Annotated in this window: 19 protein-coding genes; 16 read left to right on the top strand and 3 right to left on the bottom strand. The window is 51.4% G+C overall.

The window, feature by feature from the left end; all coding sequences use genetic code 11:
• Nucleotides 1-17: 17 nt before the first annotated feature.
• The 13 genes from hisD (at nt 18) to tatC (ending at nt 9,092) form a co-directional block, all read left to right on the top strand.
• Entirely contained in the window at nt 18-1,334 is a 1,317-nt protein-coding gene (gene hisD, locus ACO0LD_RS07125) for a histidinol dehydrogenase (RefSeq protein ID WP_423005160.1), read from the top strand.
• A gap of 37 nt (nt 1,335-1,371) precedes the next feature.
• Entirely contained in the window at nt 1,372-2,145 is a 774-nt protein-coding gene (locus ACO0LD_RS07120; protein ID WP_423005887.1) for a DNA-methyltransferase, read from the top strand.
• A 70-nt stretch (nt 2,146-2,215) separates the two neighbouring features.
• A complete protein-coding gene (gene hisC / locus ACO0LD_RS07115) occupies nt 2,216-3,292 on the top strand; it encodes a histidinol-phosphate transaminase (RefSeq protein ID WP_423005158.1) in 1,077 nt (358 codons plus the stop codon).
• Nucleotides 3,289-3,891, top strand: a complete 603-nt coding sequence (gene hisB, locus ACO0LD_RS07110) for an imidazoleglycerol-phosphate dehydratase HisB (RefSeq protein ID WP_110256500.1) — start codon at nt 3,289-3,291, stop codon at nt 3,889-3,891. The genes hisC and hisB overlap by 4 nt, the downstream gene beginning before the upstream one ends.
• A 43-nt stretch (nt 3,892-3,934) precedes the next feature.
• Nucleotides 3,935-4,573, top strand: coding sequence for an imidazole glycerol phosphate synthase subunit HisH (gene hisH, locus ACO0LD_RS07105; RefSeq protein WP_423005156.1), 639 nt, complete (start codon nt 3,935-3,937; stop codon nt 4,571-4,573).
• A 134-nt stretch (nt 4,574-4,707) separates the two neighbouring features.
• A complete protein-coding gene (hisA, locus tag ACO0LD_RS07100) occupies nt 4,708-5,499 on the top strand; it encodes a 1-(5-phosphoribosyl)-5-[(5-phosphoribosylamino)methylideneamino]imidazole-4-carboxamide isomerase (RefSeq protein ID WP_110256502.1) in 792 nt (263 codons plus the stop codon).
• Complete coding sequence (hisF, locus tag ACO0LD_RS07095) at nt 5,496-6,260, top strand: imidazole glycerol phosphate synthase subunit HisF (protein WP_422637243.1); 765 nt, start codon at nt 5,496-5,498, stop codon at nt 6,258-6,260. The genes hisA and hisF overlap by 4 nt, the downstream gene beginning before the upstream one ends.
• The gene (gene hisI / locus ACO0LD_RS07090; RefSeq protein WP_423005153.1) at nt 6,257-6,658 is read left to right on the top strand and encodes a phosphoribosyl-AMP cyclohydrolase; all 402 of its coding nucleotides are present in this window, start codon (nt 6,257-6,259) and stop codon (nt 6,656-6,658) included. Before hisF ends, hisI begins: the two co-directional genes overlap by 4 nt.
• On the top strand, nt 6,655-7,008 hold the full coding sequence (locus tag ACO0LD_RS07085; protein WP_423005151.1) for a phosphoribosyl-ATP diphosphatase: 354 nt from the start codon (nt 6,655-6,657) through the stop codon (nt 7,006-7,008). Before hisI ends, ACO0LD_RS07085 begins: the two co-directional genes overlap by 4 nt.
• Nucleotides 7,009-7,044: 36 nt before the next feature.
• Nucleotides 7,045-7,416, top strand: coding sequence for a histidine triad nucleotide-binding protein (locus ACO0LD_RS07080; RefSeq protein WP_423005149.1), 372 nt, complete (start codon nt 7,045-7,047; stop codon nt 7,414-7,416).
• 98 nt (nt 7,417-7,514) lie between these two features.
• Nucleotides 7,515-7,733, top strand: a complete 219-nt coding sequence (tatA, locus tag ACO0LD_RS07075) for a Sec-independent protein translocase subunit TatA (protein ID WP_423005147.1) — start codon at nt 7,515-7,517, stop codon at nt 7,731-7,733.
• Nucleotides 7,734-7,779: 46 nt separating this feature from the next.
• The gene (gene tatB / locus ACO0LD_RS07070) at nt 7,780-8,265 is read left to right on the top strand and encodes a Sec-independent protein translocase protein TatB (protein ID WP_423005145.1); all 486 of its coding nucleotides are present in this window, start codon (nt 7,780-7,782) and stop codon (nt 8,263-8,265) included.
• A 44-nt stretch (nt 8,266-8,309) separates the two neighbouring features.
• Entirely contained in the window at nt 8,310-9,092 is a 783-nt protein-coding gene (gene tatC, locus ACO0LD_RS07065) for a twin-arginine translocase subunit TatC (RefSeq protein WP_423005143.1), read from the top strand.
• On the opposite strand, the gene ACO0LD_RS07060 is transcribed toward tatC, so the two are convergent.
• Both ACO0LD_RS07060 and ACO0LD_RS07055 read right to left on the bottom strand, forming a co-directional pair.
• Nucleotides 9,078-9,752, bottom strand: coding sequence for a DUF2461 domain-containing protein (locus ACO0LD_RS07060; protein ID WP_423005141.1), 675 nt, complete (start codon nt 9,750-9,752; stop codon nt 9,078-9,080). The two genes, tatC and ACO0LD_RS07060, sit on opposite strands and share 15 nt — an antisense overlap.
• A gap of 8 nt (nt 9,753-9,760) precedes the next feature.
• The gene (locus ACO0LD_RS07055; RefSeq protein WP_423005139.1) at nt 9,761-10,936 is read right to left on the bottom strand and encodes a Do family serine endopeptidase; all 1,176 of its coding nucleotides are present in this window, start codon (nt 10,934-10,936) and stop codon (nt 9,761-9,763) included.
• A 13-nt stretch (nt 10,937-10,949) separates the two neighbouring features.
• Between ACO0LD_RS07055 and ACO0LD_RS07050 the strand changes: the two genes are divergently transcribed.
• Complete coding sequence (locus ACO0LD_RS07050; protein ID WP_423005137.1) at nt 10,950-11,711, top strand: Nif3-like dinuclear metal center hexameric protein; 762 nt, start codon at nt 10,950-10,952, stop codon at nt 11,709-11,711.
• 249 nt (nt 11,712-11,960) lie between these two features.
• Here ACO0LD_RS07050 and mscL read toward each other — a convergent pair whose 3' ends face one another.
• Nucleotides 11,961-12,380 (bottom strand): large conductance mechanosensitive channel protein MscL, encoded by a 420-nt coding sequence (gene mscL, locus ACO0LD_RS07045; RefSeq protein WP_423005135.1) that lies wholly within the window; start codon nt 12,378-12,380, stop codon nt 11,961-11,963.
• Between the two features lie 399 nt (nt 12,381-12,779).
• Between mscL and petA the strand changes: the two genes are divergently transcribed.
• Both petA and ACO0LD_RS07035 read left to right on the top strand, forming a co-directional pair.
• The gene (petA, locus tag ACO0LD_RS07040; protein WP_423005133.1) at nt 12,780-13,394 is read left to right on the top strand and encodes a ubiquinol-cytochrome c reductase iron-sulfur subunit; all 615 of its coding nucleotides are present in this window, start codon (nt 12,780-12,782) and stop codon (nt 13,392-13,394) included.
• On the top strand, nt 13,394-14,806 hold the full coding sequence (locus ACO0LD_RS07035) for a cytochrome b (protein WP_423005885.1): 1,413 nt from the start codon (nt 13,394-13,396) through the stop codon (nt 14,804-14,806). The genes petA and ACO0LD_RS07035 overlap by 1 nt, the downstream gene beginning before the upstream one ends.
• Nucleotides 14,807-14,820 lie beyond the last annotated feature (14 nt).

The raw sequence follows: 14,820 nt of genomic DNA, 5'->3' as shown, positions 1-14,820 counted from the left end.
TTAATGAAGAGAAAAGCATGGCATCCCTGATTACCCGGCTTGATACGACAGAGGCAGATTTTTCCAGGAAACTGACTTCACTGCTGGCCTTTGAAGCCAGCGAAGATGAAGCGATAGACCGCGCCGCTGCGCAGATACTGGCCAGCGTCAAAGCCAATGGCGACACTGCCGTGCTGGAAGCGACCAATCGTTTCGATCGCCTGAATGCCAGCAGCGTCGCAGCACTGGAATTGACGCAAGAAGAAATGCAGGCCGCACTGGCATCCCTGAATGCTGAACGCCGCAGCGCACTGGAAACCGCCGCAGCGCGCGTACGCGCCTACCACGAAATTCAAAAAGCAGAATGTGGCTCTGCCGGTTTCAGCTATACCGAAACTGATGGCACCGTACTCGGCCAAAAAGTCACGCCCCTGGATCGCGTTGGTATCTACGTACCGGGTGGCAAGGCCGCTTATCCATCTTCAGTATTGATGAATGCGATACCCGCCAAGGTGGCTGGCGTCAAAGAAATCATCATGGTGGTGCCTACGCCAGACGGCGTAAAAAATCCCCTGGTATTAGCAGCGGCTGCTATTGCCGGTGTTGACCGCGTCTTCACTATCGGTGGTGCCCAGGCTGTTGGTGCCCTGGCCTATGGTACGGCAACGATACCTGCGGTCGATAAGATCGTTGGCCCAGGCAATGCCTATGTGGCTGCTGCCAAGCGTCGTGTATTTGGTGTGGTTGGCATAGACATGATCGCTGGCCCTTCCGAGATTCTGGTCTTGTGCGATGGCACGACAGACCCGGACTGGGTTGCCATGGATTTGTTTTCGCAAGCTGAGCATGACGAGCTGGCGCAATCCATTCTGTTGTGCCCGGATGAAGCTTATATCGAAGCCGTGCAAGCCAGCATCATCAAGCTGCTGCCAGACATGCCCAGACATGAAGTGATACGCACTTCACTGGCCAATCGTGGTGCACTCATCAAGGTGCGCGATATGGATGAGGCCTGTGAAATTGCGAATAGTATCGCAGCTGAACATCTGGAAATTTCTGCAGAAAATCCTCAGCAATGGGCAGACAAGATACGCCATGCCGGTGCCATGTTCCTTGGTCGCTATTCATCTGAATCCCTGGGTGATTATTGTGCTGGCCCCAACCATGTCTTGCCAACTTCACGCACGGCGCGTTTTTCTTCACCGTTAGGTGTCTACGATTTCCAGAAACGCTCATCGATGATTTTCGTCAGTGAACAGGGTGCACAGACTCTCGGTAAAGTAGCCGCTGAACTGGCGTATGGCGAGGGCTTGCAGGCCCACGCGCGCAGTGCAGAATTGCGGCTCAAGTCATGAAAGCGAAATCGCTGGTTGCCATGAATACCTGCATATGATGGCCGAATGGCGTAATCAGGTTTTTTGTGAAGACGCGCTGCAAGGTCTGGCGCGTCTGCCTGATGCCAGCATCGATTTATTGCTGGCTGACCCACCGTATGGTCTGGGTAAGGATTATGGCAACGAGTCAGACAAGATGGAGTCGGCTGACTATCTGGAATGGATGGCGCAGTGGATAGACCTGGCGCTGCCCAAGCTGAAGGCGAATGGCAGCCTGTATATCTTCCTGACCTGGCGTTATTCGCCAGAAGTCTTTGTCATGCTCAAGCAACGCATGAGCATGATGAATGAAATTATCTGGGACAGACGGGTGCCCTCTATGGGTGGTACCGTACGGAAGTATTCATCGGTGCATGACACGATAGGCTTTTTTGTCAAAGCCAAGGATTATTATTTTGACCTGGATGCAATACGCATCCCGTATGATGCAGCCACCAAGAAAGCCCGCAGCCGCAAGATTTTTGAGGGTGCGAAGTGGCTGGAAATGGGATTCAATCCCAAGGATGTCTGGAGTGTTTCGCGCCTGCACAGAGAGCATGCCGAACGCGAAGAACATCCTACCCAAAAACCGCTCGAAATCATCGAGCGCATGATCAAGGCTTCCTGCCCACCCGGCGGTGTTGTACTCGATCCCTTCATGGGCAGTGGCACCACCGCCGTAGCTGCCAAACGTTGCGGGCGTGATTTTGTCGGATTTGAATTAAATCCCGACTATTGCGCAATGATAGAAAATCGCCTGGCCTCAATCGACACGGAAGCACTTCCTGCCTGATTTGTGTTGAACGGTGTTGAGCGGTAGTCAGCGCGATTTTCGATGTAAGCCCTGAACATGGAGCAAAGAATTGAGCATCACCAAACTGATACGTCCTGAAATCGCCAGCCTGTCCGCTTACCACGTGCCGGACGCCAGCGGTTTCCTGAAGCTGGATGCGATGGAAAACCCTTACCTGCTGCCGCCCGATATGCAGCAGGAACTGGCCAAGCATCTGGCAGGCGTAGCACTGAACCGTTATCCACAACCAGCCTATGCCAGCCTCAAGCAATTGATCGCCGACAAACTCGGTGTGCCTGCTGGTCATGACATCGTCCTCGGCAATGGCTCGGATGAACTCATCAGCATGGTCTCCATTGCCTGCGCCAAACCGGGTGCCAAGGTGCTTGCGCCTGTGCCGGGCTTTGTCATGTATGCCATGTCGGCCCTGTTTGCCGGGCTGGAATTTGTGGGCGTAGACCTGAACCCGGACTTCACGCTGAACAAGGCCGCCATGCTGGCTGCCATAGTCGAGCATCAACCCGTCATCACTTACCTGGCTTACCCCAATAATCCTACCGGCACGCTGTATGATGCGGACGACATGGTCGCCATACTGCAGGCGGTTGGTGAGAATGGCATCGTCATAGTTGACGAGGCTTATCAACCCTTTGCCCAGGCCAGTTTCATGTCGCGTCTGGCAGAGTTTGATAATCTGGTCGTTATGCGCACCGTCTCCAAGCTGGGCCTGGCAGGCATACGTCTGGGTTATATGGCTGGCAATAATGCCCTCATGCATGAGTTTGAAAAAGTGCGTCCGCCTTACAACATCAATGTCTTGACGCAGGCAGCCGCAGAATTTGTCTTGGCAAGAGTAGAAGTACTGGATGTCCAGGCAGCAGAATTGCGCCAGCAACGCACGGAATTGATGGCAGCGATGGCAAGCTTGCCAGAGGTGCAAGTCTTTCCTTCTTCTGCCAATTTTGTGCTGATACGTGTTGCGAATGCCGAACAAGTCTTTGTGAAATTACGCGAACAAAAAATTTTAGTCAAAAATGTAGGTAAAATGCATAATCTGCTGGGTAACTGTCTGCGTATTACAGTCAGCACCCGGGAAGAGAATGCTCTTTTTCTTGCTGCCCTGGCAGCATCTTTATCATCAAAATGAATAAGCCCATAGAACGCATTGCGGCGGTTACCCGCAATACCAATGAAACACAAATCCGTGTTGCCATTAATCTTGATGGCACAGGCCAGCAAAAACTCAATACTGGCGTCCCTTTCCTGGATCATATGCTGGATCAGATTGCCCGTCATGGCCTGATTGATCTGGACATAGAAGCCGTCGGTGACCTGCATATTGATGCTCATCACACGGTAGAAGATGTTGGTATTACCCTGGGCCAGGCATTTGCCAAGGCGATTGGTGATAAAAAAGGCATACGCCGTTATGGCCACGCCTATGTGCCTCTGGACGAGGCATTGTCACGCGTGGTCATCGACTTTTCTGGTCGCCCCGGCCTGGAATACCATATTCCCTTTACCCGCGCCATGATAGGCAATTTTGATGTGGACCTGACCCGTGAATTTTTCCAGGGTTTCGTCAATCATGCTTTGGTCAGCTTGCATATCGACAACTTGCGCGGCGACAACTCCCATCATCAATGCGAAACTGTGTTCAAAGCCTTTGGCCGTGCCCTGCGCATGGCAACCGAGCTGGATGCGCGTGCGGCAGGAACCATACCCTCGACCAAAGGCAGCCTTTAATCGCAATACAGATAGCAGATACCAGCCCGGCTGGTGATCCATTATGAATAAAATTGTTGTAGTAGATTATGGTATGGGTAATTTGCGCTCGGTAGCGCAAGCCCTGCGTGCCGTGGCACCTGAAGTGAATGTGCTTATTTCTGGCGAAGTAGCCGATATCCGTAGCGCGGATCGTATCGTTTTGCCAGGGCAAGGCGCCATGCCGGACTGCATGAGCTGCCTGCGCGAATCAGGCCTGCAAGATGCCGTGCTGGAAGCCGCCCGCAGCAAACCCCTGTTTGGCGTTTGCGTGGGTGAGCAAATGCTGTTTGATGTCAGCGAAGAGGGTAATACCCCTGGTCTGGGTCTCTTGCCCGGTAAAGTGGTACGCTTTGAACTGGATGGGCAATTGCAGGCAGATGGCTCGCGTTACAAAGTGCCACAAATGGGCTGGAACCGCGTTAAACAATCGCAGTCTCATGCCTTGTGGCAAGACATTGCTGACGATGCCTATTTTTATTTTGTGCATAGTTATTATGCCCAGCCTGCAGATGCAAAACATGCAGTAGGCATGACGGATTACGGTAGCCTGTTTGCCTGCACAGTAGCGCGTGACAATATCTTCGCTACCCAGTTCCACCCTGAAAAGAGCGCGACGGCTGGCTTGCAACTGTATAAGAATTTTGTACACTGGAAACCATAAGTGCCGATTTAATGTCTGAGTAATGTCTGATGTAAATTGTTTGCCCTGATTTTTAACTGGTATTGTCCGTTCTTATTGTCTTGTCGTATTGTCTTCTTTTATTGTTTAATTGACGTTCCTACTTTTCTCATATCATGCTGCTCATCCCTGCTATAGACCTGAAAGATGGCCACTGCGTACGCCTTAAACAAGGTGACATGGACCAGGCCACCGTATTTTCTGAAGACCCTGCCGAAATGGCGCGCCATTGGCTGCGTCAGGGCGCGCGTCGTCTGCATCTGGTGGATTTGAACGGCGCTTTTGCTGGCAAGCCCAAGAACGAGGCGGCTGTCAAAGCCATCATACAAGCGGTGCGTGATTACGCAGAAGAAACCGATACCGAAGAAATCCCGGTGCAGCTCGGTGGCGGCATCCGCGATCTCGATACCATAGAACGTTATCTTGACGATGGCCTGTCCTACATCATCATCGGTACCGCTGCGGTCAAGAACCCCGGTTTCCTGGCAGATGCCTGCAGCGCTTTCCCTGGCCAGATCATCGTCGGCATTGATGCCAAGGATGGCAAGGTAGCCACCGATGGCTGGAGCAAATTGTCTGGCCATGAAGTCATTGACCTCGCCAAGAAATTTGAAGGCTATGGCGTTGAAGCCATCGTCTACACCGACATAGGCCGTGACGGCATGATGGGCGGTGTGAATATCGAAGCTACCGTCAAACTGGCGCAAGCCGTCAGCATCCCTGTGATTGCTTCTGGCGGCGTGCATGTGCTGGCCGACGTCGAAGCCCTGTGTGCTGTGCAAGACGAGGGTATAGAAGGTGTGATTTGTGGCCGTTCGATTTACGAAGGCACGCTGGATTTGTTGTCTGCACAAGACCGTGCCGATGAACTCAGCGGTGAATTCGATGATGAAGAAGAGACTGAATGAGCTTAGCCAAACGTATTATCCCTTGTCTGGACGTGACCGCTGGCCGCGTCGTCAAGGGCATTAATTTCCAGGAATTGCGCGATGCTGGTGATCCGGTAGAAATCGCCCGCCGTTATGACGGGCAAGGCGCAGATGAAATTACTTTTCTCGATATCACGGCATCCTCTGATGGCCGTGACCTGATCTTGCCGATTATCGAAGCCGTGGCTTCGCAAGTATTCATCCCGCTGACTGTTGGTGGTGGTGTGCGTACGGTAGCTGATGTACGCCGTTTGCTCAATGCCGGTGCTGACAAGGTAGGCATCAATACTTCTGCCGTGACCAACCCACAACTGGTGGCCGATGCTGCACATAAGTACGGTTCGCAATGCATAGTCGTGGCGATTGATGCAAAAAATGTAGGCCCAGGCAAATGGGAAGTGTTCACCCACGGTGGCCGCAATGCCACTGGTCTGGATGCGGTTGAATGGGCTATGCACATGGCCAAACTGGGCGCAGGTGAAATCCTGCTGACCAGCATGGACAAGGACGGTACCCGTTCCGGTTTTGATCTGGGCCTGACCCGTGCAGTGTCGGACGCAGTATCGATACCCGTTATCGCCTCAGGCGGTGTTGGTGGTTTGCAAGACCTGGCGGATGGTATCAAAGTGGGTGGGGCAGATGCGGTACTGGCTGCCAGCATCTTTCACTACGGGCAACATACAGTAGGTGAAGCAAAACAATTTATGGCTGCACAACATATACCGATGAGGTTGTCATGAGCGCGGCAAAATGGTTGAACAAGGTCAAGTGGGATGAAAACGGCCTGGTGCCTGTCATCGCCCAGGAAGCCAGCAGTAACGACATATTGATGTTTGCCTGGATGAACCGCGATGCCCTGACAAAAACCGTGGAACTGGGTGAAGCTGTGTATTGGAGCCGCTCGCGCAAGAAACTTTGGCATAAAGGTGAAGAATCAGGTCACATCCAGAAGGTCAAGGAGATCCGCATCGATTGTGACGAAGACGTGGTCTTGCTGAAGATAGAACAGACCGACAGCATCGCTTGCCATACTGGCCGTCATTCCTGCTTCTTCCAGAAGTTTGAAGGCAGCCTCAACGATGGTGACTGGCTGGCAGTTGATCCGGTCTTGAAAGATCCGGAAAGTATTTACAAATGAGCGACACACAAATACAGACTTTGCAGCGCCTGGCAGAGATCATAGAAAGCCGTAAACTGGTGAATGGCGGCGACCCGGATAAATCCTATGTGGCGCGCCTGTTTTCCAAGGGTGATGACGCCATCTTGAAAAAGATAGGCGAAGAAGCAACAGAAACCGTCATGGCAGCTAAAGACGCGCGGGTGTCTGGTGATGCGACCAAGCTTTTATATGAATGTGCCGACCTCTGGTTTCATTCGCTTGTCATGTTGGCGCAGTATGATCTCAGCCCTCAGCAGGTGCTGGATGAGCTGGCAAGGCGCGAAGGTATTTCTGGTATTGAAGAAAAAGCGGCACGCAAGGATGCGTGAGCATAAGTATACGTCTTGTTGAGGAACGGATAAAACGTGGATAACTGCATTTTTTGTAAGATCGCTGCAAAACAAATTCCTTCTGCCAGTGTTTATGAAGATGAAGAATTGCTGGCCTTTAAAGATATCAACCCGGCTGCCCCTGTGCACCTGTTGATTATTCCTAAACTGCACATCGATACTTTGTCTTCAATACAGCCGGAACACACAGCCTTAATGGGTAAAATGCTGGCTTTGGCCCCGAAGTTGGCACAGGAGCAAGGATGCGCCCCGATACAGCAGGCCGATGGCAGTTTGTCAGGTGGTTATAAAACCCTGATCAACACCGGGCCAGATGGTGGGCAGGAGGTGTATCATTTGCACATGCATGTGATAGGCGGTCCCAAGCCTTGGCGTGGGCAGCGCTGATAGCTTTTTTTATTGACACCGGAACCGGCTCTTGCGGACGGTGACAAAACAGGTTTTGATCATATTTTTCGAGAGCAAGACTCTCACGGGAGTAAGTAATGGGTTCATTAAGTATTTGGCACTGGCTGATTGTTCTGGTTGTTATCGTGCTGGTGTTTGGCACCAAGAAGCTGGGCAATGTCGGTTCTGACCTGGGCAAGGCCGTCAAGGGTTTCAAGGATGGCGTTAAGGGTGAAGAGGAAAAACCGGGATCGTCACAGCAGGTTGCTGACAAAAGCACCATAGACGTAGAAGTAAAAGACAAATCCAAGCTGTGATGCATTTTCCTTGCGCTGATGTGCCGCCATTGCCGGGATTGCCAGCATGATAGACCTTGGTATCAGCAAGCTTGCATTGATAGGTGTGGTTGCACTGATTGTTATCGGTCCTGAAAAATTGCCCAAAGTGGCAAGGATGGCTGGCACCCTGCTGGGTCGTGCGCAGCGCTATATCAATGAAGTCAAATCCGAAGTCAGTCGTGAAATCGAGCTGGAAGAATTGCGCAAGATGCAAAAGGATGTACAGGATGCTGCTCATAATGTAGAGCAATCCATACACCAGACCTGGTCAGAAACTGAACAGGAATTGCGCAATCTGGGTCAGGAAACCGATACGGCCTTGTTGCATACGGCCACGCCAGAGCAATTGTCAGTCAAGGTAAAGAGCTTCCGGCGTAAAAAACTTGCCCGCACATCAGCATTGCCAGCCTGGTATAAAAACCGCCATGGTCAGCGTCAGCATATTATCTCTGGATCGGCAAGAATGGCGCGTCACCGTGCCTATCCCCGTTCTGGCAGCAGTTTCTTTTAATTTTCGCTTATGTCTTTGCGTTTTCATAATTTGGCGGTATTCGCATGAGCGAGCAAACGGAACACAGTCCTGAAGAGAGTTTTATCTCGCATCTGGTTGAATTGCGTGACAGGCTGGTCAAGATATTTGGCGGCGTGCTTTTCGCCTGTGCAGTCTTGATGATATGGCCAGGGCCATCGGCGATTTATGATTTTCTGGCGCAACCCATGCTGGCATCCTTGCCATCAGGCTCAAAAATGATCGCGACAGGTGTTATTTCGCCATTTCTGGTGCCCATGAAAGTGACCTTGCTGGCGGCTTTCATGGTGGCCTTGCCATGGGTCTTGTACCAGGTCTGGGCCTTTGTTGCGCCTGGTCTGTACACGCATGAAAAACGCCTGGTGGCTCCATTGGTGATTTCTTCGTCCGTGTTGTTTCTGAGTGGCGTAGCGTTTTGTTATTTCCTGGTGTTTGGCCGCGTCTTCAAATTTATCAATGAATTTGCACCAACGTCCATCAGCGTTGCACCGGATATAGAAAATTATCTGGATTTCATCATTTCCATGTGTCTGGCTTTTGGCGTGACATTTGAAGTGCCAGTGGTAGTAGTGGTCCTGGTGCGCATGGGTCTGGTACCACTGGAAAAACTGAAGGCTATCCGACCTTACATCATCGTCGGTGCCTTTGTGATTGCCGCGATTGTGACGCCACCCGATATCGTCAGCCAGTTCTCACTGGCGGTACCGATGATTTTATTGTTTGAATTGGGTTTGCTGATTGCCCCGCTGTTCGTCAGGGCAACTCAGGCTCCTGCAGAGCCTGAGTCCAGCGAATCAAACGGGAACTGACCTTAACCAGCTTACCAGCGGCATCGCGCTACGGTAAGCTTTCAGCAGGGTAGTTTTCAGCTCTTCTGTATGCATGCCCTTGAGTGGGCATTCTGTCCATACCATGAAGCTCTTCAGCTTGATCTGCTCTATATGCGGCAGATCAGCATCAAAGCCTTTGGGCGGGCGCTGCAGCTTGCCTTCTTCCTGCAGGGTTCCAAACTGCGCTTTCAGTTTTTTGTCTTTCAACACTTTGGCAAAACCATCCGGGTCAGCCACGATGTGAGTGCGTATTGCCTTCAGACGATCAGAAGGTGGCATGTATTCACCGACCGCATAGAACAGGCGTCCAGTACCATCCATCTGGAAATAATAGGCAGGCCCGCCACCTTCGCTAGGCTTCTTGCGTCCGCTGGGCAAGATGGATGACGAGAAAGTCGTCTTGTACGGCGACTTGTCATGCGCAAAACGCACATCGCGGTTGATGCGGAACAGCGCTTTTTTCGGTTCTAGTCCTATGATGGAAGGGTCAAATTTGCTGATGTCTGCAATCAATTCAGTCACCAGTTGCAAAAATTCTGCCCGCAAAATGTCATAGCGTGGCTTGTTCATGACGAACCAGGCGCGGTTATTGTTGTCGCCCAGTTCGGACAAATAAGCTTGCAAGTCTATCAAATGCATGGATTTCTCTATTCCTTGGATTCTTCTTTACGCGCTGACGGGCGCTTGCCTATCAGGATTTCCAATGTCGGTTCTTTGGTATCGCGTAAAACCGTAATTTTGGCTTTGTTGCCTGGCTTCAGTTGTGCCACCAGGTTCAGCATCTGGGTAGTGTCGCCCACTGGCTTGCCCTCGATGGCAATCAGGATGTCACCAGGCTTCATGCCTGCCTTGTCAGCCGGGCCGCCACGGATGACGCCAGCAATGATGGCACCTGACTTTTGTTTCAGGCCAAAGCTGTCTGCCAGTTCCGGTGTGATGTCTTGCGGCTCCACACCTATCCAGCCGCGCACCACATGACCATTGGTGATGATGGATTCCATCACTTGTTTGACGGTAGAGGCCGGGATAGCAAAGCCGATGCCCACTGAGCCACCAGTCTGTGAATAAATCGCTGTATTGACACCCAGCAGATTACCATTCACATCCACCAGTGCACCGCCAGAATTGCCAGGGTTGACGGCAGCGTCTGTCTGGATAAAGTTTTCAAACGCATTGTCGGTCAGGTTATTGCGCCCCAGGGCAGAGATGATGCCCATGGTGACAGTCTGGCCTACGCCAAAGGGATTGCCGATGGCGAGTACTACATCACCCACACTGGCGGTGTCGGAGCGGCCCAAGGTAATCGCAGGCAAGTCCGGCAAATCAATCTTGATGACGGCCAGATCGGTTTCGGGGTCAGTACCCACTATCTTGGCGCTGGCCTTGCGGCCGTCTGTCAGGGCAACTTCGATATCATCGGCAGCTTCCACCACATGGTTGTTGGTGAGGATATAGCCTTCGGAACTGACGATCACGCCTGAACCCAGGCTGGATAAACGCTCAGCCTGTGGGTTTTGCTGGTCACCAAAAAAACGCCTGAGGAAGGGATCATTCAGTAGCGGGTTGCGACGCTGGCGCACTTCTTTTGAGGTGAAAATATTCACCACTGAAGGCATGGCGCGCTTTGCTGCCGCACCATACGAGCTTTGCGCGGGTATGCTATTGGCAGGCGCTTCCTTGACGATGGCGCCAGCGTTCAGGGTCTGGGTTTGCCTGGCGCTATACCCAGCTTTTACCCAGTCGGGTTTCAAGGTGGTTACAATAAACCAGATGGCCAGACCGACAGTGACAGTTTGGGCAAACAATAACCAAAGACGACGCATAGTGAGAATCAGTATGAAATCAGTGAATCGGGACGAATTAGCGCAATTCCTGGCAAAAGAATTACAGGTAAATAACTTCCGTGATTATTGCCCAAACGGCGTGCAGGTGGAAGGGCGCAGCACGATTAAACATATAGTCAGCGGCGTGACTGCCAGTTTAGCATTATTGGAAAAAGCTGTGGAAATGCAGGCCGATGCCATACTCGTGCATCACGGTTACTTCTGGCGCGGTGAAGATATGCGCGTCATAGGACAAAAACAGCGTCGCCTGAAACTCTTGCTGGAAAATGATATTTCCCTGTTTGCCTACCATCTGCCTCTGGATAATCATGCAGAACTGGGCAATAACATAGGCCTGGCCCGTCGCCTGGGCCTGACCGCAGACGGGCGCTTTGGCGAAAATGACCTGGCCTGGCTGGGCACGGTGGATGACAAAGCCATCGCTACCCTGGCCGATCTGGAGCTGCATATAGAGTTAAAGCTGGGTCGTAAGCCCTTGCTGATCGGTGATCCTGCTGCTGCTGTTGGCCGGGTTGCCTGGTGCACTGGCGCTGCCCAGAATATGCTGGATCAGGCGATTGCGGCCGGTGCTTCGGTTTATCTGAGCGGCGAAATTTCCGAACCCACGGTACATCTGGCACGTGAATCAGGCGTGGCTTACATCGCCTGCGGCCATCATGCGACCGAGCGCTTTGGGGTGCAGAATCTGGGGCAATTTATTGCTGACACGTTTGGGGTGCAGCATAGTTTTGTGGATATTGATAATCCGGTGTGAGAGGGGAAATTCCCTCCCTTTCAAGGGGAGGGTTAGGGTGGGGATGGGTTTCAGTCGATTAACGGTCAATGAATTTGTGGCAGAAACCCCTTCTCCATCCCGACCGTCCACTGCGTCGCTCGTAGGCGACCTGGATTCTGCCAGCACAAAGCATGCTTTGCGAAACTCCGATGACATCCCCTTAAAAGGGAGGAGATTTATGCATTAATTTATGCATTAATATTTTTTGAATACTAAAAGTTTTTACCTTCACTTCCTCAAAGCATCCCTGATCTCACGCAACAGCAAAATATCTTCGGCCGTGACCTCAGGTGCAGGTTCTGGTACAGGTTCTGCTTTTTTCATGGCATTCACCAACTTTACCATCTGAAAAATGACAAAAGCCAGGATAACGAAACCTACGCTGACCGTGATGAAATTACCATAAGCGATAACGCCGCCCGCTTTTTTTGCCTCTGCCAGCACCAGATGCGTGCCCTGACCATTCAGCGGAATGTAGTAGTTGGAAAAGTCCAGGCCACCGACAATACGGCCAATGACAGGCATGACGATATCGCCCACCAGGGAATCAACGATTTTGCCAAAAGCGGCACCGATGATGACGCCGACTGCCAGATCAACCACGTTGCCGCGGCTGATAAATGTTTTAAATTCTTGCAACATACTCATAGAAATTCTCCGGTTGAGAGGCTGATAAAGAGGTGGTAAAGAAATGATAAAGATCGGCTTCGGGTGCAAATTTGGTGCGAAATGAGCTACAAAATGCATGTCCAAAATGTAAGTAGCAAGATTTTAATGCGCAAAGCAGGCGAAAAGCCCGCAGTTTTTTGTCAATTTTCTTTTCCCTGGATGCCTAAATACTTATTATTGCCTGCGATTTTGTGCTCAAAGTACAAATCCAGCCAGTCTGAACATGCAATTCAGGCTTGAATTGTTGAAAAATGCCAGCAAGTTGGCGTTTCGGATATCTTTTTCTTTAAAACCATATCCGGGTCATTTATAATTTAAGGTTGCTAGAAGCTGGGTTTTGCTTCATCAAGTTTTGATTATTGACAGATTGGGGTTGGTATGAGTATCGAAAAGCAGGTCGATTCCGGCCGTCGCGGTTTGCTCGTCGCCACATGCGCGGCAGGCGGTGTGGCAGGCTTGGCAACTGCAGGAGCGCTGGTAAGTACGTTCCAGCCATCCGAACGTGCTAAGGCAGCAGGTGCGCCGGTGGAAGTAGACATTTCGTCCTTGAAACCAGGCGAAATGCAAACGACAGAGTGGCGTGGTAAGCCAGTGTGGATTTTGAAACGCACACCAGAAATGATGGACAGTCTGAAAAAGACTGAAGACAAGGTTGCCGATCCAAAATCGGAAAAACCTTACACCATGGATATGCCAGACTATTGCGAGAAGCAAAGCCGTGCCCGTAAAGAGCATAGCGACATCCTGATTGCCGTGGGTATTTGCTCGCATCTGGGTTGTTCCCCAAGCTCCAAATTCCAGGAAGGCGCGCAACCGTCCCTGCCTGATGACTGGAAAGGCGGCTTCCTCTGCCCATGCCACGGTTCGACTTTCGATCTGGCTGGCCGTGTATATAAAAACAAACCAGCGCCACAAAATCTGGATGTGCCTCGTCACATGTTTTTATCAGACACCAAAATCATCATCGGTAAAGATGAGAAAGGCGAGGCTTAATCATGGCATTTGTTGAGAAAAAACTCCCGGCAGACGCACCTGTCGTGGACAAGGCCTTGAACTGGGTTGATTCCCGTTTTCCGCTGACCAAGCTGTGGAATGAGCAATGGGGCAAGTATTACGCACCAAAGAACTTCAACTTCTGGTACATCTTTGGTTCCCTGGCGATGCTGGTACTGGTTATCCAGATCGTCACCGGTATTTTCCTGGTCATGCATTACAAACCAGATGCAACGCTGGCGTTTGCTTCAGTTGAATACATCATGCGCGATGTGCCATGGGGCTGGCTGGTGCGCTACATGCACTCGACAGGCGCTTCGGCATTCTTCATCGTCGTGTACCTGCATATGACCCGTGCTTTCCTGTACGGTTCTTACCGCAAGCCACGTGAACTGATATGGTTGTTCGGTTTCGCGATTTTCCTGTGCCTGATGGCCGAAGCCTTCTTCGGTTACCTGCTGCCATGGGGCCAGATGTCTTACTGGGGTGCTCAGGTTATTGTCAACCTGTTTGGTGCCATTCCTTTCATTGGTCCTGATCTGTCCCTGTGGATCCGTGGTGACTATGTGGTGTCTGATGCGACATTGAATCGCTTCTTCTCCTTCCACGTCATCGCCATTCCTCTGGTATTGCTGGGTCTGGTAGTTGCTCATTTGATCGCCTTGCATGAAGTGGGTTCCAACAACCCTGACGGTATTGAAATCAAAGAAAACCTGGGCCCTGATGGTCACCCGGTTGATGGCGTGCCTTCTCACCCTTACTACACTTTCCACGATATCTTTGGCGTGACTGTGTTCCTGACTATCTTCAGTGCAGTCGTGTTCTTTGCACCGGAAATGGGTGGTTACTTCCTTGAGTACAATAACTTTATCCCGGCTGATTCATTGAAAACGCCGTCACATATTGCGCCAACCTGGTATTTCACGCCGTTCTACTCGATTCTGCGTGCGACGACTTCTGAGTTCCTGTTCGTGGTGCAAGCTGGTGCTGCTGCTTACGTTGCTTTGATCTGGCTGACGACCAAGTTGCCACAATTGCTGAAGATTGCAATTGCAGCAATTGCTCTGGTTGCTATCGCTGGCATGATGCCTGGTGCTCTCGATGCGAAATTCTGGGGTGTGGTATTGTTCGGCGGTTCCGTCGTAATTCTGGCTTTCCTGCCATGGCTGGATGTTTCTCCAGTTAAATCAATACGTTATCGTCCAGACTGGCACAAATATGTGTACATCGTCTTCGGTATTGTTTTCGTTACCCTGGGTTACCTCGGTGTGGAGCCACCTTCACCAATTCGTGAACGCATCTCCCAAGTTTGCGCGATCATTTACTTCGGCTTCTTCATGCTGATGCCATGGTGGAGTGCAATGGGCACATTCAAGCCCGTGCCAAAGCGCGTAACATTTGCAGCGCACTGAGAAAAAGCGAGGAA

This window comes from Undibacterium sp. Ji83W (genome assembly GCF_049340385.1).
In the GTDB taxonomy this organism is placed as follows: Bacteria; Pseudomonadota; Gammaproteobacteria; order Burkholderiales; family Burkholderiaceae_D; genus Undibacterium.
This window is presented reverse-complemented; position numbering and strand designations above follow the sequence as displayed.

What these genes read in the sequence shown, in the direction of transcription:
- tatA (WP_423005147.1), top strand. Translation starts at nt 7,515, where the DNA reads ATGGGTTCATTAAGTATTTGGCACTGGCTGATTGTTCTGGTTGTTATC.
- ACO0LD_RS07120 (WP_423005887.1), top strand. Translation starts at nt 1,372, where the DNA reads ATGGCCGAATGGCGTAATCAGGTTTTTTGTGAAGACGCGCTGCAAGGT.
- hisI (WP_423005153.1), top strand. Translation starts at nt 6,257, where the DNA reads ATGAGCGCGGCAAAATGGTTGAACAAGGTCAAGTGGGATGAAAACGGC.
- ACO0LD_RS07060 (WP_423005141.1), bottom strand. Translation starts at nt 9,752, where the DNA reads ATGCATTTGATAGACTTGCAAGCTTATTTGTCCGAACTGGGCGACAAC.
- ACO0LD_RS07085 (WP_423005151.1), top strand. Translation starts at nt 6,655, where the DNA reads ATGAGCGACACACAAATACAGACTTTGCAGCGCCTGGCAGAGATCATA.
- hisB (WP_110256500.1), top strand. Translation starts at nt 3,289, where the DNA reads ATGAATAAGCCCATAGAACGCATTGCGGCGGTTACCCGCAATACCAAT.
- hisF (WP_422637243.1), top strand. Translation starts at nt 5,496, where the DNA reads ATGAGCTTAGCCAAACGTATTATCCCTTGTCTGGACGTGACCGCTGGC.
- mscL (WP_423005135.1), bottom strand. Translation starts at nt 12,380, where the DNA reads ATGAGTATGTTGCAAGAATTTAAAACATTTATCAGCCGCGGCAACGTG.
- petA (WP_423005133.1), top strand. Translation starts at nt 12,780, where the DNA reads ATGAGTATCGAAAAGCAGGTCGATTCCGGCCGTCGCGGTTTGCTCGTC.
- hisA (WP_110256502.1), top strand. Translation starts at nt 4,708, where the DNA reads ATGCTGCTCATCCCTGCTATAGACCTGAAAGATGGCCACTGCGTACGC.
- ACO0LD_RS07050 (WP_423005137.1), top strand. Translation starts at nt 10,950, where the DNA reads ATGAAATCAGTGAATCGGGACGAATTAGCGCAATTCCTGGCAAAAGAA.
- hisD (WP_423005160.1), top strand. Translation starts at nt 18, where the DNA reads ATGGCATCCCTGATTACCCGGCTTGATACGACAGAGGCAGATTTTTCC.
- tatC (WP_423005143.1), top strand. Translation starts at nt 8,310, where the DNA reads ATGAGCGAGCAAACGGAACACAGTCCTGAAGAGAGTTTTATCTCGCAT.
- hisH (WP_423005156.1), top strand. Translation starts at nt 3,935, where the DNA reads ATGAATAAAATTGTTGTAGTAGATTATGGTATGGGTAATTTGCGCTCG.
- tatB (WP_423005145.1), top strand. Translation starts at nt 7,780, where the DNA reads ATGATAGACCTTGGTATCAGCAAGCTTGCATTGATAGGTGTGGTTGCA.
- ACO0LD_RS07055 (WP_423005139.1), bottom strand. Translation starts at nt 10,936, where the DNA reads ATGCGTCGTCTTTGGTTATTGTTTGCCCAAACTGTCACTGTCGGTCTG.